Genomic DNA, 21,584 nt, shown 5'->3' on the forward strand with positions numbered 1-21,584 from the left:
TTATGATAGTTCAGGTAGATCTTACATTTTAAACGCTGGGGGATACATACTATGAACAAAAAACTATTAACAACACTTACTTGTTTCGCTTTATTTATGGGATTAGCAGCATGTTCATCTAACGAGACAGTAAGTACTTCCAAAGAATCTAAAGCTGAGCAAGAAGCACAAAAGGAAGCTGAGAAAGCGAAGAAAGCTGAAGAAAAAGGGACTGTGAAAAAGGAGAAAGCTGAACAAGAGACGACGGCTGAAAAGCAACGCAAACAGCAAGAAGAGGCTACAAAAAAGGAACAACCAACAACTACTTCTGGTAACACTATTAAAGGCTTAAAAGACGAACTATCCATTGGTATGCCATTTAAAGATTATCTTGCTAAAAAGAAATCATTAAATGTAGAGAATCCCTTTAGTATTTCACTCGGAAAAGGTAATGTAGGTAGTGTTCTTCAAGCTCAAGATGGAGTATTAGTTGTATGTATTGATGGAGAAAAGATATTCGATTTAAAAACATTTAAAAATGTTGATGAAGCTAAAGAATACGAAAAGAGCTTAAAAGTAAAACAATAGATTCAATTCATATTTCTCAATCACCAATATTATTAAAATTAAAGTGGTTCAAGTCGGAGAAAGGCACCTTTGGGTGTCTTTTTTATTGCGGAAAAAATATTAAAAATGCATTATACAAATAAAAAGATTAAAAAGAAAGGAAGTGAATATCATCATTAATTTTGAACCGTTTAACCCAACTATAAATGACATCGCAATCAAAGTCACTATGGTACTGTTTATACCATACACCAAGTGTACAAGTAAAAGAAGACATCTTAATCGATGTCTTCTTTTGTTATTATCACATTTTTATCTGTTGTTGATACGAAATCTATTAATAGATTTCGTACTTGTGAAATAATTTTAAAAAAATTATTTTACAAGTCGTCCTTCATAAATAGCCCTACCATTACTATTAAGACCTTTAAAATACCAATACATTGTTCCTCCACAAACTTGCTCATCATATGAATTAGGGTAAATTCCATTATCACGATATTCAGTTTTCCCATACTTATTATCCCCGAGATAAGTAATATGATCAAAAGCCCAACATTCATTAGCAAGTGTTGCACTTGCTGTATTCTCTGTACTTGCTGACGCAGCCCCAATTCCTCCAGTCAATGCAATACCAGCTGCTAATGCTCCAACTACTAATTTCTTGAACATAATAAATCCCCCTTTAATAGTTTTTATAACTTGTACCTTAAATGTATCACTTTTGTTATTTTTGTAAATATTTTGAATTTGTAGAAATATTTATTTAAATTTTGTTAATATTGGTAATATACTTTATCAAATGGAAAATAGAGGAATTTGTGATAATATGTAATAATGCATGTTCTTTCAGCAAAAAATCGTGATAAAATCTAAGCACCTGTTCTATTTTTTTCAATTAAAATGGAAACCTTACTTCTTATTTACCCAAATGGGAGGCGCTTTATGGCGTCTTTTTTTTATTTTCAAAAGGCCATGCTCATTTAATCCATAAAAACATAAAGTAATTTGAATCCATTAAAATACATGAGTGACTCCTTATTTTTCTCCTACTCTTTAAAGGAGGAATTATTATGGGCTTTGGTGGTAGCTGCGGTGGCGGCTGTGGCTTTGCAGGAGGATTTGCTTTATTAGTTGTATTGTTCATATTATTAATTATTGTTGGAGCTTCTTGCTTCTGCTAAAAAACTATTAGAAAAGGCACCCTTATATGGGAGCCTTTTCTTTATGTATATTATTTATTATCCGATTCATCAGTTTTATTATAAACACATTTAGCTTCTCCAAAAAGACCGCCAGTGTCCCATTCGCCACCATAATGAGCACACTTCAAAGGGGTACGATCGTTTCGCATACTTGGATTTGAAGGTGGTTCATAACCATTATTTACAATACTACCAACAATAAATACCCCTCCGATTACAAATACCACAGCAACGATTAAGAGTGTTTTCCCATTAGGACCGGTAACAATGTCATTTACAACTTCTTTTGCTTCTTGCTGAGTTTCACCTTTTGAAAATAATGAAAGAATAATAGAGATTATAAATATGAAAAATAGCAAGATCATAAATTTCAGAAAATAATTCTAAAAAGCTTAGTTTCTTAGCTAAAAGTATCAATAATTCAAGTAGAAGTATTATTTTTGAACTTTATAAATATTGAACGAGGGAGAGGAGATATTTTTATGGATTCAAAAACTTATGAAAAGCTACAGGGACTACGTAGATATAAAGAGCCAATTCAAGCAGTATTGAGAGTGGTAAAAAGACACGATAAAGATGATCCAGATACTGAATATGCTGAGTTCGCCCTTGAAAACGGAAAGATTATAGGTATTTGTAAAAAGAAGGACTTCTCAGATTATTTTTTTAGAAGTATTACACAATTCACAGGTAATATTTTTAACGTAGTAATTACTCAAATATCTGATGAACTGGATGTAAATAAAGTTCAGGTTTCAGTAAAAGAAGCAAGCAGAAGATCTGCAGATGCTTTAATGCGTGAGTTAATAGAATTGGAGCAAGATCAAAGACTGCAAGAGCCAACCTATGAAGCAGAAGTAACTGGATACAACATGAATGCTCAGGTTCCAACTATATTCTTACGTATCAATGGTGCGGAATGTTTCATGAAATTACATGAACTAAACTATGGAAGAGTGTATAAAAACGCTGTGGATCGCTATGCACCTATTGGTGAACGCATCCCAGTTAAGGTTCTACAATTTAATCCAGAGCAACGACTAATTCATGTTTCTAGGAAAGCGGCAGTGGAAAATCCTTATCAGCTGTTATCTGAATTAGCTGAAGGGGACACAATTGTAGGGCGAGTTGTAAATGTTGACCCGCGTTTTGGAGTTTTTGTTGAATTGGACCAAGGCTGCACAATTAAAGGAATTGTCCCTAAAACAATCGAACAGCCAGTATTGGATGAAGTAGTAAGTATGAGAATTGTGAATGTGGATGTAGAAAAAGAGCGAGGGTCGGGGGTTATCTTCAAGTTTCCTTTTGGACGCAAAAAAGTTAACGACCCAACGGCGTTTTTATATAACTAATGAGTGCGCCGCAGGTTTCCGTACAAGAGAATGGAAAGGCGGTTCAATATTGGCTTAATAGGGACCAATCTTTATCACTTTGGGATGACCCCTCTTTGCAGGGGGGACCAATTCTTCCAGATAAATTCAAACCACTCACAGATTTACGTAGTATTTATGACAGGATTAATTCAGGTTTTATAAATGAAAAAGATAATTTAATACTAAAGCTTATTTGGGATTCATTAGCGATTACTGAAGCACAAATCAAAAATTTTGTGGAATCTAAAATTAGTAGGTCGCAGGTTTCAGAATTGTTGAAAAAACTGGTACTGTATGGGTTTGTTAGTCGATGGGAGATAAAATCGGGGTTATTTCCGGATCAGCCCAAAACCTCTGCTCCAATTACATTAAATACTGCTGGTCATTTGATGATGTGGGCTTATCATAACCGTAATACAAATTATTCTTTAAAGCCAGAACAGTGGTTAAAGCTTGGGGTGGCAGGTGTACAAAGATTTGTCACTTTGAATCAGATAAAATATGAGTTTGCAGTAGGCCAACAATTATTAAAAAACTGGTGCTGGTATCCAAAGCTAAAAGGTACTGGTAATGGACATAATCCAATTGCTGTTGGAGAAATTCAAACTCCAATTGGAAATCAAAACTTCATATTTGAAAGGGTACAACAAGGTCAGCGATATGCACAACATTTAAAATCGCGATTGAAAATTTGGGAAGATCAAATTCAAAATGGACCAAATAATTTATTGAATTTCGAAAACACAAAGAGTTTACCAGGAATTTTTATATTATCTATATCTAATCTTGCTTTAGCAGAACATGTTAGAAAGGAGCTAATGTTAGACTTACAAAAGATTCCTATAATGCTTTTAATAGATGAATGTATTCACAGTGAGGGATTCGCAAAATCTTTTTATATCTCAACTCAAAACGGAATTCAGCAAGCACCATTACCATTTTTGAGATAACAAGAGCTGCTTCAGGTAAATATGCTGAAGCGGTTCTTTGTTGTTTTAACGATGAATCGATATTCACAACTCAATTTTTGTTTGCAATATATCTAATTTCATTTTTTATAGACTTCAATTAGAGTTGTTTTAATGAAAAAACAATGTGTTGAATAGATAATTAAATAAGGCTTTTCTATTCCTTCCTAGAATGAACAGTAATGTATAATCAAATGTCCCTAAATGTAACAAGGGGGCAGTAAAATTCGGTTTATATTCATTTTTTTAGCTATTTTAGTAGTTAGTTATGTTGTGGCCCAATATTTTATTATGGATGGATTTCAAACAGGACTTGTCAAAATGAAGCTTATGTTTGTATCTAAATTAATTGTTTTTTGGTATATAATGTTATTTATACATATTACAACTAGTATAGTAGCATTAGTAATCGGTCCGTTTACATTATCCACAAAATTTAGAGGAAAGAATATTAACCGTCATCGAATAGTTGGGAGAATCTATATGGTTGATATATTATTAGGCGGCGTTTCAGGACTGTACTTATCCTTTTACGCTATGGGGGATTGGTAGCAAAGCTTGGTCTCGGTTTGTTATCCGTATTTTGGCTAACATCAGCATATCAAGCATTAAATAGAGTTAAGAATAAGAAAATTCAAGACCATCAAAATTGGGTGATTAGAAATTATTCTTTAACCTTTGCGGCAGTTACATTAAGAATTTGGCTACCTTTGTTTGTATTGCTATTTGGATTACAGCAGTTTGAAGTTAGTTACACTGTTATTGCTTGGTTAGCATGGGTACCAAATTTAATTATTGCAGAATTATTTATAAGACAAAGATTTAATAAAGGAAAATACCTGGTAAATGAGGATGTACATTTATGATGCAAATCTGATTTAATGTTAAGAATTGAAATTCTCAGCAATTCAATGTTTTTTGTAATTTTTCCCGCCGAGATTATGGAGTAGCCTACCTTGGCGCTAGCGAGAAAATAATTGAACGAATGAAGTACGTTATTCAAAAGATTACTTTACCTTTTAATATTTTTACAGTATTCAACCAGAGAACGTTTCTTATGTAAGGAAGGGATATGAGGGGTTATATGAAAAGAATGAAAAATGTATGGTTATTAGTGTTATGTTTCTTATGTTTGGGTGGGTGCAATTATGAAAATGAAGATCAGGTGAAAAAATATATAAAAGAAAAACATGGTTTCGATGTTGTTGTAACAGATTGGGGCGGGATACATGAAGGAAATATGGGACATACGTACCATACTGTTCAGGCAAAGGATAATAAAAATATTCAATTTCGAGTAGAGGTAAATGGTATCTTCTATTCCACAATACAAGGTGATGAATACGAATATGGGAAAAACACATACGAGGAATATAAGAAATTCAAACCCATTCTTGAAGAAATGAAAAAGTTAGGTTACGAGGAATCTGAAAATAAAAATGTTCTTCAATATATAGTAGATTATAACAATGCAGCAGAAAAACCAACAGATGAGTTGTTATTAACCTTAAAAATGAGTAAGGAAATCGATTATAGTCAATTTGAAACTATAGAATTAGATCGTTTACATACATTATTTCAACTCATTCAAAAGAGTAATAGAAAGATAACAGAACTTGAAATTGAGGATCATAATGGTAAATCGATTGGTCTTCCTTTCGAAGATGTGCAAAAGGGTATAACGAAAGAAGAACTTCTACTAACAATGAAAGACACAGTAAGCGGTTATTGGACATATTTAATTGAAACTCAAACAAAAGTCGTTGAAAGATTAAAAGAAATTCAAAATGACCGCTTTGTAATTAAAGATATTACTTGTGCACATCCGAAGGAAGGGAAATGCCCAAAATATGAAGCTACGATAGTTTTTAATGACAGTTCTATGGAGTATAAAAATGATCCCGATGTAATGGAGGATTTGACAAAGGTGGTCACGATTCTTAAAGAAGAACTACATAACGAGAAATTTGATATATTTGTATCCAACAAAGATAGAACAAGCTATTCACTCTGGCTAACGTCAGAGAAAATTCAAAACAGTAGTAACATCTATGAACTTATAAAATAATTGTATATCAAAAATAATATGTAATAGGTTCTATTGATAACTTTGTTTTTTCGACGCAAAGTGCATGAATGGTTTTGCTGCTTTTTACAGAAAATGAAAGTTTGTATTAGTTTTTCAATAACTAACATAACCATCTAACTCTTAAACGATAGATGGTTATGTTAGTTCTAAATGCTATATTTTTAAATGAAAGTCGTATAATTTTAAAAAGTATAAAGTTATGAATTAAGTTATATCAGTATGAAATATCTCTTTAGAATGAATCAACCAAAAGTTTATATTTTCTAGGAACATGAACAGAAAATGAACAAATTTTTTTATGAAAATTGTTCATGCAATCCTAAAGAAAGAGTTGATTCTAATCAATCTTTTTTTAAAATCGATTCTTTTTTGTGAGTCATAGAATCTAATTTGGTAAGAGATTTTTGATTAAACTTTATTTTAAAGCAACGTTTAAAAGGAGTAAAAAATGAATACAATTAATAAAATCTTAAGTGATTTTGCAGATATAAATACAGATGAATACGTGAGGAATTATTATGAGCTTAGTATTATGTCAGAAAATAAAGAGGACAATATTTTTGTACTTGCCAAAAAGGCGACATATGCTACTAGTAATGACACATTAGAACTCATCCGCTTGAAAGAATGGAAAAAAGAATTCCTAATTTGCCAATATTCCAATGGAGAGTCTTCTTGGTTTGGGAAAATACCGTGCGGATATGATTTACATGGATTGACTCCGAAGGAATTTATAATAGAGCAGTTATTAAATGTATTCAAACAAGAACCAGATGAGGTTTATTGGATTAAATTAGATCCAGGAGGTTATTATGCATGCTGTTATGAAGAATATTTGTTTAAGACAAACACAGGAATTTATTTTTTTAGTATGCAAGTACACGATTAAATAATCAGGATTTGAAATGTAGTTTTATTAATAAAAAAGATTGATAACTTAATAATAAAGAAGAAGTCTCCATGTCCAAGGAATAAGAATTAAATGAAGAATACAGATAGTCCAGGTGAATTTTGTATTCTTCTTAATTCCTATAATATTTTTGAAAATAAAGTTAAAAAACCAAGCACCTAAAATTGTAACAGATAACTCAAAAATCGTAATTATCCATTCTAGTATAGTATGTTCTACATCAGGAGAAGCACCAGCCATACTAAGAATAACTATAACTGGAAATGAGGGTATATAAACAAGTAAATAAGAAAAAAAGTAAAAAATATATTTTATCAATGTTTTTCCTTCCATAAGATCCACTCCTAATATAGAACTAATAGTTAAAGGCGAATTATCAAACTTAGTCAAAAGTTACACATGTTATATTTTAAGTATATAAAGTTAGTGCTTTTATACATAATTGGAGGTCCCTAAATAATGTTATTTTAGAGGTCCTCAGTGGTGAAATATCATATAATATCAAGAAGTGATAAGGAACTATAGCAAACAAATAGTCTGCATATATCAATCTAATTATAGTAAAAAAGGAAAATTATTAGAATCTTGACTTTTTTCTACATGCATATCAGAAGGTAATGAGGAATTATAGCTTAATCCTTTAAAATATATCCATATTATAAAGAAAAATAGAACTTGAATACAAATAGGAGTCTGAATATTCTGTTGAAAATAAATTGAATATGATGATGATAATTTATATAATGTATGTAAGACTTTCTTTTTTCTTTTTTTAATCCATAAATACTACAACCCTTTCGGGGAAATGACTTTGTAAAGCAGCCTTGCTTACAAAAATTCATATACCCGAAAGGGTTTTTTGTGTTTAAAAACAATTAGGCTTATGCCGTTTATATAGATATTTCCATAAGGAAAGGATGAAGGGTGTTGTATATATTTGAAAAGGAATTTTATTATGCAGTTACTCTAAAGGGTTTGTAACATTTCCACTAACTTATTAAACAAATTTCATACTAAGTAGTAGGAGTAAAAATAATGTATGTTACTACTAAAACGAATGAACTAAATGGATTTGAGCGAATAGCTAAGATTTTAGAGGAAGTTGAGAGATCTGCTACTCATCAGCAGATGATAGAAGTTCTAGTAGAAGGTAAAACATATCAATCTGCCTTTTGCTTTGCACATGTTGTTGCGGATATAGGACAGTGTGTTTCCTTACTACTTTTCACAATAATTGGGGGCATTGAGAGTACAGTTCAAAGTATAAAAGATGCAATTGATAATGGGATTTCCAATTTGAAGTTTGGTACTGAAGAAAAAACTCAATAAGTTATTAATTTGAATCACAGTTTCAGTTTTATGCTGAAAAGGGAAAATATACAATATTTCTAATTATAATTAATGGCCGTAAGCCAATCATTAGGGTACATGATTTGGTAAGAGAAAGATCATATACCTTTTTCATTTGAAGAATCACCAGCTGCTGCAATACGTAACGTTATAGGTGAGAAAAGTATTGAATTGGTACTTTAAAAGAATTGGGAGAACCTATTTATCAAAGATTATTAGAGAAAAAAAGAGATGGAGACTGTACCTTGTTATTATGACAATAAGTTATTTAAATATTTCTAGGTGTTAAAGTTCAATTTCAATGAATTTGAAATGAATTATTGTATTAGTGAAATGGTAAAAGAGTAGAAAATCTTGTTTCCGAAGGTGGATTATGGAAGCGTGTTAGAAGAGGGTAATAGTTTAACTGACTACATGCTTAAATATGCAGAAATTATAGTAGAGAAGATTTTACATGAGGTGAAACCATCCTATAACCCTCTAATAGATTTGCCTTTAGAGCATTTTCTTTCATAAAGGGAGGAAATTATAATGATAGGTGAAACTTTTAAAAATTTATTATTAAATCTGGCTGGTTTAATAGTGGGGTTAAGTGCTATATATTTAATAATTAAATATAGCTTCAAATTAACAGTAGAAAAAGCTATACCTAATTTAATAGCCTATGCTAGCTTATATTTACCAGGAGTTATAACATTTAGCTTAGTTGGGTATTTTTCAAGCTCATGGATTTTTGGAATTGCAATGGGTGTTATAGTTGAGGCAATTCGTTTCTATGGATTAGGAAGAATACTAAATAAAATATCCTCTTCATTAAGAGCGATGAAAGTGAAAATTGCTATAGCAAAAGCAAATAAAATTGCAAATACTAAAAATAAACCTTTAGAGGTAATTGAAGTTGCTCAATTTAGCCTTGAAAAAGAGAGCATAGTACAAGAGCAATCAGCAGTAATTGAATTGAAAAAAGAACAGAGAGAGATTATAAAAACAGAAGAATCAGAAATAATTGACGATGCAGATGATGTAGAAGATTTAGATGAAATGGAAGGCTTAGAGCGTGTAGCTGTACTAGAGCACATAGAAATGGTCGCAGAAACTAAAGAAGAAATACTAGTGGAAAATGATACTACAGTTAAACGTGAACGTAAGCAGGCAGAAAGTACACCTGATACACAGGAAATATATGAACAATTACAACTTGTTTTAGTTGGTGGGGATTTATAAAAAAATAATCAAGAAATTAGTTTGGATTAATATAAGAGCTATCATCATGTTTAATGATGATAGCTCTTTGTATTTAGAATTAAAAAGCTCGCTTTAAGATGAACTAGCTACTATCTTACTCTGTTTCAATAATGGCAAAATAAATATCATTGTACACTTGATGTACGCGAATAATAAACTTGTTAAAAAGTAATAACGTCATTTCAAAAAACTTTAGAAACGCATGGTAATAATTGGTGCAATCATTCTTTATCCTGTATGATAAAAATGGGAATATTCAATGTTTTCATAGACAATAATTGGCTTAATAGAAGTTGAAAAAATTATTAATAGGAACGAAAAGGATGACCAAAATGGGAATAAAAAGGAACCTATAGAATTTGCAATTTATATTTAATATATGAATTGTTTAACAGGAAAGGATGTAGTGAAAAGCATTGAAAAAAAACAGTTGTAGTAAAGGGAATTACGGTTTTATATGGTTATAGATATGTATCACCACGTTGAAAATATTTTAACTTTGAAACAAAATAAACAACAAGGGGTAGATAAAATGGGGAAATATGTGAAAGACCAAAAGGTAGTTGCTTATACACTATTAGGATTAGAACCTTGTACAGTTGTAAGAGTTGGTTGGATTTTTATTACGGTAAGAGAAGAAGAAACGGGTCATCTATATTCTGTTAGAAAAAGTAAAATGACACCTATAGAGGAAGAGGAACACTATCTTATAGAAGAAAGTATTGATGGTGAAGGGTTATTCGGTATAGGTAGATTGTTTGCTAAAATAGAAGCAGAAGACATGGAAGTTGCAAAGAAATCATTTGAAGAGAATGAAGACTTCCCTAAATACGAAGATTTCCATAAACCATCAGAAGGGAAACTGTATGGTGGAGAGTACTATACTACAATCAAAACAGGTAAAGAGTTACTAGAACAATACTTTAATCGAGAAGAGCTAGAACGTAATGGTACTAATTAAATTAGATGTGTAAACGGTTAAAGGTCAAATCTTATTTATGTTAGGTATATAGACTAAGAAAATTTATATTCGTTTTTGGGGAGGACAAAATAATGGATTTGGTAAACAAATTTTTAAACGGTTTGAAAGCAGCATTATCAACTGATGATCTCGAAGCACTAAATAAAGCATACGGTGCTACAAAAGGAGATATTGATATATTAAGAACGAAATATCCAAATTGTCCACAATCGTTAATCACTTTACTTGAAAATATCGATGGTACATATTGGCGGAAATATGGAGAAAACGAAGTCACGGTATGTATTTTAGGTTCAGATGTTGAAGAGTATCCATATTATTTGCTTTCTACACAGGAAATGATCGAAAGTTCAAAAGAAGGAGAAGACGTCTCCTATCTTTTAGAATACCAAGATGACGAGGATGCTGTTGACTCCAAGATAAATCCAGAAGGACTTCTCCCTGGCACGTATATTCACTTTTCAGATTGTATGAACAACGGTGGAACATCAAAGCTGTATATTGATTTTAATCCTTCTGATGAAGGTGTATGTGGTCAAATCATTCGTTTTTTACATGATCCTGATGAATATGAAGTGATTGCAAACAGCTTTGATGAGTATTTACAGAATCTTATTGATGGTAATTTTAATTTTCTAGACGGAGAAGAATCTCAATAATGTGTGAAGAATTTTACTCAAATATTGGAGGAGATTGCGATGAATCAAGATCCAATTTTACAAAAGGTAATATATAAATGGTAAAATATGAGCCATGATTCTTCTTTCCGAACAGCATATGAAGCTCGAGAGAAATTACTTCTAGATGAACAAGCTAAGTTAGCGCATGCAGAACAAGAGGGCATGGAAAAAGGAATCGAGCAAGGTAAGATGCAGATAATCCGAGGAATGCATGAAATTGGTGTACCACTTGAAACTATTGCAAAAGCAAGTAAGTTGAGTGTGGAGGAAATTGAACGTATCTTAAAGCTAAAATAAATATATATGAGTATACAGAACCTTTGTGTAGAAAAAATTAGACGTTTATTATCATAGTAGGTTTAATGGGAAATCATTGCGGAAGATTTTGGAAGTTCTTTTTCTTAATCAATTTTTGGATGTTTTTCATGCTGCTCACAATTATATAAAAAAGTCGAAAGAAGAACGTGAAATGTATTCACGATTAATAAATATGATGCAAATCTAATGTAATGTTGAGGACAGAATTCTTCAGTAATTCAATGTTTTTTTATGATTCTTCCCGCTGAGAGTTTGTAGGAAGAAAATACTAAAATGTTTACTATAAAGCCTCAATATATGAGATTTTTTCTATGTGTAAAGTTACTTTTCAAAAAGAATAGCTAACTTAGGGAGCCTTTCTCATACTTGAACCGTCTTAATTTTAATAATATGTATTGGACTCTCATCCACATCTTATTTTCCCGTGTTATGTAATGTCGGTCAGTGAGAAAAAAAAGGTACTCTTTGGAGTACCTTTTTACTATTCTACTTTTAACTTAATTTCTTTACCCGTCATACCACCACTAGCTTTTAAGAAAATTCCTTCAGCATCTTTTGGTATATCAAATACAATTTTACCTGTTTGTGTTAGACCAGGATTCAATTGTTTTAAGAAGAAGTCAGTTTTTCCACCGTTAGCTAAGTCAAAAGATGTTTGACCTTGTGTTGAATATGTGAATTCGCGACCTTTACTATCTACTAATTTAAAGCTGTTAGCATCAACAGTGATAGCGTCTTTTTGATTATTAGTAAGTGTAACTTCTAAAATTTTAAATACACCTTGTGCTTGTTCTTTTGTATATTCATTGCCTACAGAATCTACTGTTTCCATAGATCCTACAGCGATTTTCACATCAGAAGATACCCCTTCTTTTGATACTGCTTTAGTGTCTGTTGAAGTTGTTTCTGTTGAATCTCCGCCACCAGCAACCATAGCAATTATTCCGATTACAAATAAAACTATAATGCCTAGGCATCCAAACTTAAATATTTTTCCCACGTTTGTTCCTCCAATTATGTAAAATTTAAGATTGCAACAGTAATAATAACACATCATATATCTTTATATTGTTATATTATGTCGAATGGAAATAAAAAGATAGTTTAGAAGTTTCAGATTTCATTTCTGTCCTATGACCTATTTTTCCCCGTATTTCGTCTGTATCTTATATTCATAAAGGTAAATGCGCTATAGTCAAAAATTTTTATCTATTTTTGGTAATTGATTCATTTGAAATTTGTTTGTTGGTACATAACTTCATCTATTTTTAAAATATTGTATTATTAGGATGCTGAGGTGAAAATAATTATGTATATGGGTTTCGACAATCAGGAAGATTGACAAAGTATTGAGAATTACTGGACTGTCTGGCCAAATTTAAGAATTTAAACAAATGCATTATTAAAAAAGAACTCTTATGGAAAGATAAGAGTTCTTTAAAAAATGTTGTATTTGAAACCCGTGATGTTTCACAAAAATATTACGTATATGCCATATATAGAGTCAATGAAAATAATAAAGGTGCATATAATCTATATTTTAATTAGTTCAGCCCCTTGGAGGGCGCTCCAAGGGGCTGAAATTCGAGAATTTTTAAACTCTTGCTAATTTTACATGAGAACTCCTTAAAGAGTACCTATGCAATTTTAACACTTAATTATTTATTTTTACAACTATATATATAGATTTATGTGTTTGTAGGTATCCTGTTATATAACCATAATCGGTTAGCGAAGGTGAGGGGACAACAGAAGTACTGACTGGACCTACGGAGTATAAATGAGAAGTTTCTTGGTTTTCTCCCAACCACCAAACATAAAGCGAATAGTTAAGAAAGATAGAAAGTTATATGATACAGGTGCTTTTTTTTAGTTATATAGAAATTATACATTAAACATACTTAAGGAGTCATTTAAGTATAAAGATAATTTATAATCATACAATGATATGGAAAGGTCTTTTCGAACATGTTAGTTAATTCAAAGTATATGTATTATTTGGAACCTGTGCGAGGGTGCTTTTTTAATGCACATTATTATAAGGACAAGCATATTATGTAATAGGACGAGTTCTTCGTGTCCTATTCAATGCTCAGGATAACCCCGATTCACATTGAGAGCACCGGTAGCGGGGGTGCTTTCTTTTTATTGAAAAATATATTTAAATGTATATAATGTGATTATTCAATTTATTTTTCGATATAAGGGGTACAAATTCGATGCGACGTAAAGAGGATTTGTTAAAACAATGGAAGGTGGATCTGCAAGCTGTTCAAGAAGAAAAGAGAATGAAGAAGAAAGCTAAGAATAAAAAATATAGCATTCCTGGTAATACAGCGGGATTCATGAATGGAAAGAATACTTATCGTAAAGAGAATGGGGTATGGAAACAAAGAAGTAAATGACGTGAAGGTAAATAAGTTTAGTTAAGTTTATAGCAAGTATTGTAGGCGCTTCCGTGATCTGGTTGGCGTCTTGTTTTTTGTTAAGGAAAAATAACAAAATCAAAGAATATAAGTACGGGATTAGAAGAAAAAATAATAGTCTTGTCGTTTGCTATAACCCACTAGGAAAAAGCGAATAACAAGACAATAGACAAGTAGTGAGAGGGAATTCCCATTCTCGATTGAAATTACATCGCAAAATCCAAATGCCGTATAAGAAATATTAAACTTATAAATGAAAAAAGAAACATGCTAGTGTCCCCAAAATATAAGTTTTTAAGGCTCTACCAGGATATGAATTGCAGGTACATCCCCGTATCGGTATAACGAGGAACACAATGTTCTTGGAACGGTGGACAATAGTTGCCATGGAGAAGTCGGAGTGTTGGTTGTTAACAATGAAGTTCCTAAAGAGGATAATTATGCAAGATCATGAAATTGAAAGAGGTACTCGTATTGCTAAAGGCGACATAGCTTCGGTGGAAAAAGCTCATTTATAGAAAAAAAGAATGAGGAAAGTGGATTGGATTATTAGCTAAATCCAACCATAATCATTTCTTCATTTTTTATTTCAATTATAAATTTATATTCTTTATCCAATAACCAGAAATAAAAACTGACTGCATCAATATCAACTAGTGATTGGAATACTTTATCAAGATTTGTGCTTATTACAGGGATTTCATTATTATCCCATAATATAAAAATCTGTTCATCAAAATTTGGTTTGTTTTCTTTAATAAGGGAAATTAGTTGCTCTTTATTTAAAGCTATTAATTGATTGTCTATCTGTTCCCAATCTATTCTTCCAGAGACAGTTATAGGAAATGAATTTATTAAAGTATTTACAATCTGTTGGCTTTTATTTTGAGAGAAAATGAGAGTTTCTGCTCCGAGGGATTCAATACATTCATTAAACAAAGGGTTTGTATCATTGTTATTTTTGGTTTTCAGTGCCCGTAATTTTTGTTGCATTTTCCATCGTCTTGAGGATCTATCACTCATTTTTATCATTCCTTCTACAATTAATTAGGAGTCAGTATAGCATATAGAAACAGTTCTTTGGGAAGAAACTATTAGGCAATTGAAATCAGCCTCTACTTTCACCATATTTAGTTTAAGAATTAGATTGTTCAATTCTTTTGAAACATAACTATAATAATTCAATTTCAATATTGTAAGCAACTCAGTTATTATATAGAAATACAAATTCAATGACTTGAATTCAATGTTTTGTTACGCTATAGATAGCTTGATTTGTTTTAACTTAAACATATTAAGAGTACTTAATAATTTTTAGGAGGCTTTTTTGAATGAAGTTATGTAAGGCGAAAACCTGGTTACCATTATGTGCTGCAATGATTACAGTAGTAACAAATCCAGTAGGGACTGCGGCTTCAACGGTTTATACGGTTCAAAAGAATGATACCCTAGAAGCAATAAGTAAACAATATGAGGTTTCTGTACAATCACTTAAACAAGAAAACAATAAAGCAAATGATCAAATTAATATTGGAGAACGTTTAACAATTCCGGTATCGTCAACTGCAAACAAATATGTTCAAAAAAATAATTCAACAGTTTCAACTAATACATATCAAGCAATTTACCAAGTGAAAAGCGGGGATACACTAAGTTCTATATCACAACAATATAAGGTTTCAATACAGTCAATAAAACAAAACAATAACGTAGATGAAAATCATATTTTTGTCGGGCAGCACTTAAAGATTGATACTGGTATTTCATTACAAGAAGTGGATTTAATGGCTCGATTAGTAAATGCAGAAGCAGGAGGAGAACCGCATGCAGGAAAGGTTGCAGTTGCAAAGGTAGTATTAAATCGTGCTAACGCAAATGGTTTTCCAAATACAATTACAGGTGTAATTTATGAACCCATTAAAAATGGTTATGCATTTACTCCTGTTACAGACGGTAGAATTAATCAGCCTGCTACACAGGAAGCAAGAATGGCAGTAGAAGAGGCTCTCACTTCAAAAGGAACAAATTCTGATTGGCTTTATTTCTACAATCCCAAAACCTCGACTGATAAATGGATTACAACACGTCAAACCGTTGCACAAATTGGAAACCATCTGTTTGCTAAATAAAATAATAGTACATTAATATGTTTCCAATGAGATAAGGAGAGGTTATTTTTGCGTGTAGTTCATTCACTATTAGCAATATTAGCAGTTATATTTTTAATTTGTGGTGTTATTATTCACGAGTATGTATTGGTGTTTTTGGTAGGGATTTGTTGCATGGTGATAGTAAGTTTTATAATTTCCAGTATACGTAATTGGAAAGAGAATAGAAAGCGTATTTCCATCTTGTATTTTACTTGTGTATTAATATTATTGCTATTAACAATATATCTTTTGTTTGTCACTTTTTATACACGTTCTTTTGAATTTTAGCACTTTTATATAATTTAACATGGCCCCAAAATCAAAAAGAATGATGAAATCCTTAAAAAATAATCAGCTCGATTTATCGAGCTGATTATTACATCCAGAAATCCTCAAAGTCTACGCGTCATTTTACTTTATGAAGATTATCCCATTATTGAACTACGCCCACTATTATCTCGTATAGACGAGGGAAATTAATAAGTAATGGGCTCAATCGAATTCTAACTTATTAGTAGGGTATCGCCATAATTATTGTGGTTAGAAGCTCTATCCCTTCATTCTTCTAATTGATACTTACGGAAATATCCAGACTATGGTTTATTTGCTATACCATTTCGCTATCAAGCTAACAAAGAGATTAAAAATATTAAAGAGGATTTTCCTAAAAATGAAAGCGCTTTACAATTAAGAGGTATATGCAATTATGCATATCCTTTTTTTATTATGTTTTTATATGCAAAATCTTTTACATATGCATTATCGATTATATTCAAAATGTCACAGGCCTTGGCATCTCTGTAAAAACGTATCAAAATTTTACTTTAAGACACACGGTATATAAATTTTTGATTGGGCAAATTCCTCTTGTTTAGGAAGAGTAAAAACATCTACTATAAAAATTTTCACAACAGAGCTAGATAACGTGATAAAGTATTTATTGCTGTGCATGTAAATATAAAAAAAAGCCTTACAAAATGATGTTTGTAATGGTTTATTTAGCTTATATGATTTTAGGAAATTAATAGCATTTTATGCCGTTATTATTAACCTAGTTACCAAGAAATAGAGGTGAATATAGAATGACTAAACCTTTTAAAAAAAATAGTCGTTATATGGTTGGGTTGGACAGTCTAAGAGGGCTAGCTATACTAGGTGTTATTTTGTATCATATTAATTTTAATTGGTTACCTGGAGGGTTTTTAGGGGTTACAGTATTTTTTGTACTTTCAGGTTATTTAATTACAGATATTCTAGCCATGGAGTGGAAGAGAAATAAGAGAATTGATTTGAAAAAATTCTGGCTTAGTAGAGCAAGAAGATTGCTTCCAGGAATGATTGTTATGCTCGTTATAACATTGGCATGGATTACGATTTTTCATAGCTCTTTACTTGAAAAAATGCGCGGAGATTCATTAGCGGCATTATTTTATGTTAGTAACTGGTGGTATATTTATCATAAATTATCTTACTTTGATAATTTTAATCAGATTTCTCCATTAAATCATTTTTGGTCGTTAGCAGTCGAGGAACAATTCTATGTTGTCTGGCCGTTTATTATTAGTTTAGGACTTTACTACATAAAAAAACAATCCCGTATGATTTTATTGATTTGTCTAGGAGCGTTTGCTTCAGCTTTAGCAATGGCAAATTTATATGAACCTGGAGTTGATCCGAGTAGAATATATTATGGTACAGATACGAGGGCCTTTTCCTTACTTATCGGAGCGGTACTTGCCTTAGTTTGGCCAAGCAATAGGCTTGCTAATAAAATTATCCCGAAGGCGCGTTTCATTCTTGATGTAGTGGGGGGCATAGCTCTTATTATAATTTTGGTTATGTTTTGGAAGACCAATCAATATGATCCATTTCTATACAAGGGAGGAATGGTTCTCTTATCAATTGCAACAGCATTGTTAGTGGCAAATCTAGCTCATCCAGCTAGTCGCATTGCTCAATTTTTGCGATTTAGGCCTTTACGTTGGGTAGGGGTAAGATCGTATGGCATATACCTCTGGCATTATCCAATTCTTACATTAACGACTCCAAAAGTAAATGTAGGGGATTTTTCAATAATAAGAGCAATCTTTCAATTTCTTTTAATCATATTGATTGCGCAAATTTCATGGAAGTTTATCGAAAAACCAATCCGACAAGGTGCGCTTCGGAACATTCAGTTTAAGAACTTAAGACTTCAAAATGTCACTTTAGGTGTTAAGTTAGCTTTAGTTTGTTCATTATTCTTTTCGTCAATAGCAGTTTTAGGGTTATCAAATGCTAGTAAGGCTAAGGAGAATTCTCAACAAGATAAGGTGGAAACAGTACAAACAAAACCGGCGCCACATCCAGTTGCTGTTTGGGAAAATGCAGATCAAGAAACGCCACTAAATCAAGGGGAATCAAAAGAAGTAAATCCTGCAAAACCTAAAAATCCACTCACAGTTACTGCGATAGGCGATTCCGTTATGATTGATATTACTCCATATTTAAAAAATACTTTTCCTGATATTAGGATTGATGCGCAAATTGGTCGTCAGCTGTCAAAAGCGATTCCGGTAGTTGAACAGTTAAAAAATGAAGGGAATTTAGGAAACTATGTCATTATCGGATTAGGTACAAATGGAGCCTTTACTACTGAGCAACTTGTTTCATTAATAAAATTAATTGGAAACGAACGTAAAATAATATTTATTAATACGAGAGTGCCACGTCCGTGGGAATCAATTGTGAACGAGAGACTGAAAGTAACAGTACCTAAATATCCTAATGTAACTCTAGTTGATTGGTATGCAGCAAGTGCTGGAAAGAAAGACTACTTTGCACCTGATGGTGTGCATTTAACCAATATAGGTGCAGAAGCATACGCAGTACTTGTAGCTAAAGCGGTTAATCAATAATTAATTATATTTGATCAAATTCTTTTGCAAAGTTAGCTGAAATAAAAAAGATTTATATTTGGAGAAATACACTTTTGGCATTTAGCAATAATTCCTGTAATTCATAATACATTGAAAAGCGAAGTTTAGTTAAAGACTTCGCTTTTTTGTACGGGACATGAATGGTGTCGATGCCTTTTACTATACATACGGTATAACGAAAATGTTGAATTTCTGTAGTTTTGAAAAATAGGTTGCCACTTTACATGTTAATAAACCTGTTCTGCAGGGTTCTTTAACGGGCTACCTATATTTTTTCTTGAAATATAAGGATACCGTCAGTTATTAACAATAATAGCTAAAAAAACTATTTTCTTTCTTAATTCACATAATTTTCAAAAATAAATCCCGTGGATGTTAATATTTGTTATATAATATAGTTGTCAAAGCATTACCCCTAAAGTTTCTACAGTCAATCTGTAAGATAGTTTGTTTGGCCCGTATATTCACCTTAAACTAAAAAGAACTTGTAGAGAGTCCTACAAGTTCTTTTTGTTTTAAGGGTTAAATGTGGATTTAAAATATAGTTGCAATTCTTTGAGGGGGAAAAGTAATGTTTATAGAAACAGAAAGGTTATTAATACGAAGATTTGAGTTCAAAGATTGGCAAGCTGTTCATGAGTATACATCAGATATTAATGTTATGAAATACATACCTGAAGGGGTTTTTACTGAAGAAGGTGCAAGAAACTTTGTGAATGAAAACATTGGTGAAAACGCTAAGAACTTTCCTGTAGTATTAATTGATAAAGGTATTCTGATTGGTCATATAGTTTTTCATAAATATTTTGGTGAGCATACATATGAGATTGGTTGGGTGTTCAATCCTAAATATTTCAATAAAGGATATGCTTCTGAAGCAGCACAAGCTACAGTAAAATATGGCTTTAAGGAAATGAATTTACATAGGATAATAGCTACATGTCAGCTACAAAATATTCCATCATATCGGGTGATGGAGAAGATTGGAATGAGAAGAGAAGGCTATTTCAGGAAGTGTATACCACATGGGAATGAATGGTGGGATAAATATTATTATGCTATTTTAGAAGAAGAGTTGTGTCTCAGAACGCATTATTTAAATTGAAGCTCCTATCTCTAAAGAGGCAAGTTGACTAACGTTAGTAGGATTCTTGTTACCAAAGGCAAAGTCCATTTCTGCTATGGCTGACGTGCAAGACCATGGTGTCCCATTACCACTCTCGTGATTGCCCTATGTATTCTCAAAATAAAGAATATTAGAAATTTATTATGGTAAAATGTGTATAACTATAAATTATTAAATAGATTGGAGAATACTAGAATGAAAGTACAATTACTAAGAATAGGGATATTGGCTTGCTTCATGATATTCTGTTGGTCCTATGAAGATGTCTCTGCTGCATCTACATGTGAGCCATATGGTGAAGTTAAGCCGAACCAAAATCCCTCTCGTCAGCACATAAATTGCCTACTAACGAACGCAGCATTAAAAGAAAATGTTCCTCCTGAAGTTGTAAAAGCTGTAGCTACACAAGAAAGTGGATGGAAACAATTTGATGGAAACGGCCAGCCAATCATAGCACAAGATGGTGGAATTGGGATTATGCAAATTACCAATCAACCTCAGTTCGATCAACAAAAGTTAAAATATGATATTAATTATAATATTGAAGCAGGTGTTAAAGTTCTTCGTAGTATGTATCAGCGAACAGATCTACCTAAGGTAAAAGTTGCTGGACCAGAAATAATTGAAAACTGGTACTTCTCTGTTATGGCTTATAATGGAACAAAACCTGCAAACAGTCCTTTGTATAAAGCTACCGGTCAAAAAAATTTAAACGCTTACCAGGAAAAAGTGTTTTCTATTCTAGAACAATACAGTTTTTTAAATGATACAAAATTGGGGCAGTTTCCTTTCAGTACAGCTGATTTCGAATATGATCCTAACACGAGCACAAACATTATATTTAAAAAGAAGGAGTACACACTAACTAATCTACATCCTTCTATCTATCACCTAAAAACAGGTGATCAAGTACTTGTAACAAGAGATGGAGTAAATTTAAGATCTAAACCTACTTCCGCTTCAAGTGGGAAACCATTAAGTAAAAATACGAACTTGATTATTCAAGGAAACGCAGCATATGATGAATCTGTAGATAGTAGCAATCAGTTTGTGTGGTATCCAGTTAAAACTGCAGATCAAAAACTAGTAGGTTATATTTCTTCTACATATATTATGAAAAAATTATAATTTAAAATCAAACGGTGAAGATAATCACTGATAAAGATATGGTAGTGATAGGAATGGTTGAACCAAATATAGTTGTGGGTTCTGGTACAAAAAAATATTAAACTTGAACATACCGATACTGCTACTCTACAAAGGATTGTAACCGGTATGGAACAAAATGGTTGTTCAAG

At 31.9% G+C, this 21,584-nt stretch carries 20 protein-coding genes and 3 pseudogenes; 18 read left to right on the plus strand and 5 right to left on the minus strand.

Annotated features, from left to right (window positions below; genetic code table 11):
- Positions 1-51 precede the first annotated feature (51 nt).
- The gene (locus ACTFRU_RS23825) at positions 52-567 is read left to right on the plus strand and encodes a hypothetical protein (protein ID WP_440037917.1); all 516 of its coding nucleotides are present in this window, start codon (positions 52-54) and stop codon (positions 565-567) included.
- Between the two features lie 354 nt (positions 568-921).
- On the opposite strand, the gene ACTFRU_RS23830 is transcribed toward ACTFRU_RS23825, so the two are convergent.
- Positions 922-1,218: a hypothetical protein gene (locus ACTFRU_RS23830; protein WP_050845456.1), complete on the minus strand. Its 297-nt coding sequence runs from the start codon at positions 1,216-1,218 to the stop codon at positions 922-924.
- Between the two features lie 401 nt (positions 1,219-1,619).
- Here ACTFRU_RS23830 and ACTFRU_RS23835 point away from each other — a divergent pair, with 401 nt between their 5' ends.
- Positions 1,620-1,730 (plus strand): YjcZ family sporulation protein, encoded by a 111-nt coding sequence (locus tag ACTFRU_RS23835; RefSeq protein WP_000505681.1) that lies wholly within the window; start codon positions 1,620-1,622, stop codon positions 1,728-1,730.
- A gap of 50 nt (positions 1,731-1,780) precedes the next feature.
- Here ACTFRU_RS23835 and ACTFRU_RS23840 read toward each other — a convergent pair whose 3' ends face one another.
- Entirely contained in the window at positions 1,781-2,125 is a 345-nt protein-coding gene (locus ACTFRU_RS23840) for a hypothetical protein (RefSeq protein ID WP_163092963.1), read from the minus strand.
- Between the two features lie 108 nt (positions 2,126-2,233).
- Here ACTFRU_RS23840 and ACTFRU_RS23845 point away from each other — a divergent pair, with 108 nt between their 5' ends.
- The 5 genes and pseudogenes from ACTFRU_RS23845 to ACTFRU_RS23865 all read left to right on the plus strand — a co-directional run bounded on the left by ACTFRU_RS23845 (position 2,234) and on the right by ACTFRU_RS23865 (position 7,070).
- Positions 2,234-3,103 (plus strand): RNA-binding protein, encoded by an 870-nt coding sequence (locus ACTFRU_RS23845; RefSeq protein ID WP_440037918.1) that lies wholly within the window; start codon positions 2,234-2,236, stop codon positions 3,101-3,103.
- Positions 3,103-4,074, plus strand: a complete 972-nt coding sequence (locus ACTFRU_RS23850; protein WP_163092950.1) for a hypothetical protein — start codon at positions 3,103-3,105, stop codon at positions 4,072-4,074. The genes ACTFRU_RS23845 and ACTFRU_RS23850 overlap by 1 nt, the downstream gene beginning before the upstream one ends.
- Before the next feature lie 309 nt (positions 4,075-4,383).
- Positions 4,384-4,958, plus strand: a pseudogene (locus tag ACTFRU_RS23855) (DUF2306 domain-containing protein).
- Positions 4,959-5,176: 218 nt separating this feature from the next.
- Positions 5,177-6,160 carry a hypothetical protein gene (locus tag ACTFRU_RS23860; RefSeq protein WP_440037919.1) on the plus strand — a complete coding sequence of 328 codons (984 nt, stop codon included), beginning with the start codon at positions 5,177-5,179 and terminating at the stop codon, positions 6,158-6,160.
- Between the two features lie 469 nt (positions 6,161-6,629).
- Entirely contained in the window at positions 6,630-7,070 is a 441-nt protein-coding gene (locus tag ACTFRU_RS23865) for a hypothetical protein (RefSeq protein ID WP_001092362.1), read from the plus strand.
- 48 nt (positions 7,071-7,118) lie between these two features.
- Here ACTFRU_RS23865 and ACTFRU_RS23870 read toward each other — a convergent pair whose 3' ends face one another.
- On the minus strand, positions 7,119-7,424 hold the full coding sequence (locus tag ACTFRU_RS23870; RefSeq protein WP_000398639.1) for a hypothetical protein: 306 nt from the start codon (positions 7,422-7,424) through the stop codon (positions 7,119-7,121).
- A gap of 702 nt (positions 7,425-8,126) precedes the next feature.
- Here ACTFRU_RS23870 and ACTFRU_RS23875 point away from each other — a divergent pair.
- From ACTFRU_RS23875 to ACTFRU_RS23900, 6 genes and pseudogenes are all read left to right on the plus strand, one after another.
- On the plus strand, positions 8,127-8,420 hold the full coding sequence (locus ACTFRU_RS23875; protein WP_017657372.1) for a hypothetical protein: 294 nt from the start codon (positions 8,127-8,129) through the stop codon (positions 8,418-8,420).
- Positions 8,421-8,972: 552 nt separating this feature from the next.
- Positions 8,973-9,665: a hypothetical protein gene (locus ACTFRU_RS23880; RefSeq protein WP_139849265.1), complete on the plus strand. Its 693-nt coding sequence runs from the start codon at positions 8,973-8,975 to the stop codon at positions 9,663-9,665.
- 361 nt (positions 9,666-10,026) lie between these two features.
- Positions 10,027-10,172 (plus strand): annotated as a pseudogene (locus tag ACTFRU_RS23885) (transposase); the annotation flags it as partial.
- A gap of 46 nt (positions 10,173-10,218) precedes the next feature.
- Positions 10,219-10,647, plus strand: coding sequence for a hypothetical protein (locus ACTFRU_RS23890; RefSeq protein ID WP_440037934.1), 429 nt, complete (start codon positions 10,219-10,221; stop codon positions 10,645-10,647).
- A gap of 92 nt (positions 10,648-10,739) precedes the next feature.
- Positions 10,740-11,327, plus strand: a complete 588-nt coding sequence (locus tag ACTFRU_RS23895) for an SMI1/KNR4 family protein (RefSeq protein WP_139849266.1) — start codon at positions 10,740-10,742, stop codon at positions 11,325-11,327.
- A 6-nt stretch (positions 11,328-11,333) separates the two neighbouring features.
- A pseudogene (locus ACTFRU_RS23900) lies at positions 11,334-11,645 on the plus strand (Rpn family recombination-promoting nuclease/putative transposase); the annotation flags it as partial.
- A 502-nt stretch (positions 11,646-12,147) separates the two neighbouring features.
- Here ACTFRU_RS23900 and ACTFRU_RS23905 read toward each other — a convergent pair.
- A complete protein-coding gene (locus tag ACTFRU_RS23905; protein WP_000516011.1) occupies positions 12,148-12,666 on the minus strand; it encodes a DUF4352 domain-containing protein in 519 nt (172 codons plus the stop codon).
- Between the two features lie 1,219 nt (positions 12,667-13,885).
- Here ACTFRU_RS23905 and ACTFRU_RS23910 point away from each other — a divergent pair.
- The gene (locus ACTFRU_RS23910) at positions 13,886-14,071 is read left to right on the plus strand and encodes a hypothetical protein (RefSeq protein WP_001253021.1); all 186 of its coding nucleotides are present in this window, start codon (positions 13,886-13,888) and stop codon (positions 14,069-14,071) included.
- Positions 14,072-14,641: 570 nt separating this feature from the next.
- On the opposite strand, the gene ACTFRU_RS23915 is transcribed toward ACTFRU_RS23910, so the two are convergent.
- Complete coding sequence (locus ACTFRU_RS23915; protein WP_139849268.1) at positions 14,642-15,115, minus strand: CDI toxin immunity protein; 474 nt, start codon at positions 15,113-15,115, stop codon at positions 14,642-14,644.
- 308 nt (positions 15,116-15,423) lie between these two features.
- Here ACTFRU_RS23915 and ACTFRU_RS23920 point away from each other — a divergent pair, with 308 nt between their 5' ends.
- The 4 genes from ACTFRU_RS23920 to ACTFRU_RS23935 all read left to right on the plus strand — a co-directional run bounded on the left by ACTFRU_RS23920 (position 15,424) and on the right by ACTFRU_RS23935 (position 21,414).
- Complete coding sequence (locus tag ACTFRU_RS23920; protein WP_098529144.1) at positions 15,424-16,221, plus strand: LysM peptidoglycan-binding domain-containing protein; 798 nt, start codon at positions 15,424-15,426, stop codon at positions 16,219-16,221.
- Positions 16,222-17,324: 1,103 nt separating this feature from the next.
- A complete protein-coding gene (locus ACTFRU_RS23925) occupies positions 17,325-19,139 on the plus strand; it encodes an acyltransferase family protein (protein WP_069604162.1) in 1,815 nt (604 codons plus the stop codon).
- Between the two features lie 592 nt (positions 19,140-19,731).
- Positions 19,732-20,265: a GNAT family N-acetyltransferase gene (locus tag ACTFRU_RS23930; RefSeq protein ID WP_069604163.1), complete on the plus strand. Its 534-nt coding sequence runs from the start codon at positions 19,732-19,734 to the stop codon at positions 20,263-20,265.
- Positions 20,266-20,481: 216 nt separating this feature from the next.
- Complete coding sequence (locus ACTFRU_RS23935; RefSeq protein ID WP_069604164.1) at positions 20,482-21,414, plus strand: transglycosylase SLT domain-containing protein; 933 nt, start codon at positions 20,482-20,484, stop codon at positions 21,412-21,414.
- Positions 21,415-21,584 lie beyond the last annotated feature (170 nt).

It is taken from the genome of Bacillus cereus group sp. MYBK220-1, assembly GCF_051916445.1.
GTDB lineage: Bacteria > Bacillota > Bacilli > Bacillales > Bacillaceae_G > Bacillus_A > Bacillus_A cereus.

What these genes read in the sequence shown, in the direction of transcription:
- ACTFRU_RS23835 (WP_000505681.1), top strand. Translation starts at nt 1,620, where the DNA reads ATGGGCTTTGGTGGTAGCTGCGGTGGCGGCTGTGGCTTTGCAGGAGGA.
- ACTFRU_RS23870 (WP_000398639.1), bottom strand. Translation starts at nt 7,424, where the DNA reads ATGGAAGGAAAAACATTGATAAAATATATTTTTTACTTTTTTTCTTAT.
- ACTFRU_RS23925 (WP_069604162.1), top strand. Translation starts at nt 17,325, where the DNA reads ATGACTAAACCTTTTAAAAAAAATAGTCGTTATATGGTTGGGTTGGAC.
- ACTFRU_RS23880 (WP_139849265.1), top strand. Translation starts at nt 8,973, where the DNA reads ATGATAGGTGAAACTTTTAAAAATTTATTATTAAATCTGGCTGGTTTA.
- ACTFRU_RS23930 (WP_069604163.1), top strand. Translation starts at nt 19,732, where the DNA reads ATGTTTATAGAAACAGAAAGGTTATTAATACGAAGATTTGAGTTCAAA.
- ACTFRU_RS23825 (WP_440037917.1), top strand. Translation starts at nt 52, where the DNA reads ATGAACAAAAAACTATTAACAACACTTACTTGTTTCGCTTTATTTATG.
- ACTFRU_RS23910 (WP_001253021.1), top strand. Translation starts at nt 13,886, where the DNA reads ATGCGACGTAAAGAGGATTTGTTAAAACAATGGAAGGTGGATCTGCAA.
- ACTFRU_RS23830 (WP_050845456.1), bottom strand. Translation starts at nt 1,218, where the DNA reads ATGTTCAAGAAATTAGTAGTTGGAGCATTAGCAGCTGGTATTGCATTG.
- ACTFRU_RS23935 (WP_069604164.1), top strand. Translation starts at nt 20,482, where the DNA reads ATGAAAGTACAATTACTAAGAATAGGGATATTGGCTTGCTTCATGATA.
- ACTFRU_RS23865 (WP_001092362.1), top strand. Translation starts at nt 6,630, where the DNA reads ATGAATACAATTAATAAAATCTTAAGTGATTTTGCAGATATAAATACA.
- ACTFRU_RS23860 (WP_440037919.1), top strand. Translation starts at nt 5,177, where the DNA reads ATGAAAAGAATGAAAAATGTATGGTTATTAGTGTTATGTTTCTTATGT.
- ACTFRU_RS23920 (WP_098529144.1), top strand. Translation starts at nt 15,424, where the DNA reads ATGAAGTTATGTAAGGCGAAAACCTGGTTACCATTATGTGCTGCAATG.
- ACTFRU_RS23845 (WP_440037918.1), top strand. Translation starts at nt 2,234, where the DNA reads ATGGATTCAAAAACTTATGAAAAGCTACAGGGACTACGTAGATATAAA.
- ACTFRU_RS23875 (WP_017657372.1), top strand. Translation starts at nt 8,127, where the DNA reads ATGTATGTTACTACTAAAACGAATGAACTAAATGGATTTGAGCGAATA.
- ACTFRU_RS23850 (WP_163092950.1), top strand. Translation starts at nt 3,103, where the DNA reads ATGAGTGCGCCGCAGGTTTCCGTACAAGAGAATGGAAAGGCGGTTCAA.
- ACTFRU_RS23890 (WP_440037934.1), top strand. Translation starts at nt 10,219, where the DNA reads ATGGGGAAATATGTGAAAGACCAAAAGGTAGTTGCTTATACACTATTA.
- ACTFRU_RS23915 (WP_139849268.1), bottom strand. Translation starts at nt 15,115, where the DNA reads ATGAGTGATAGATCCTCAAGACGATGGAAAATGCAACAAAAATTACGG.
- ACTFRU_RS23895 (WP_139849266.1), top strand. Translation starts at nt 10,740, where the DNA reads ATGGATTTGGTAAACAAATTTTTAAACGGTTTGAAAGCAGCATTATCA.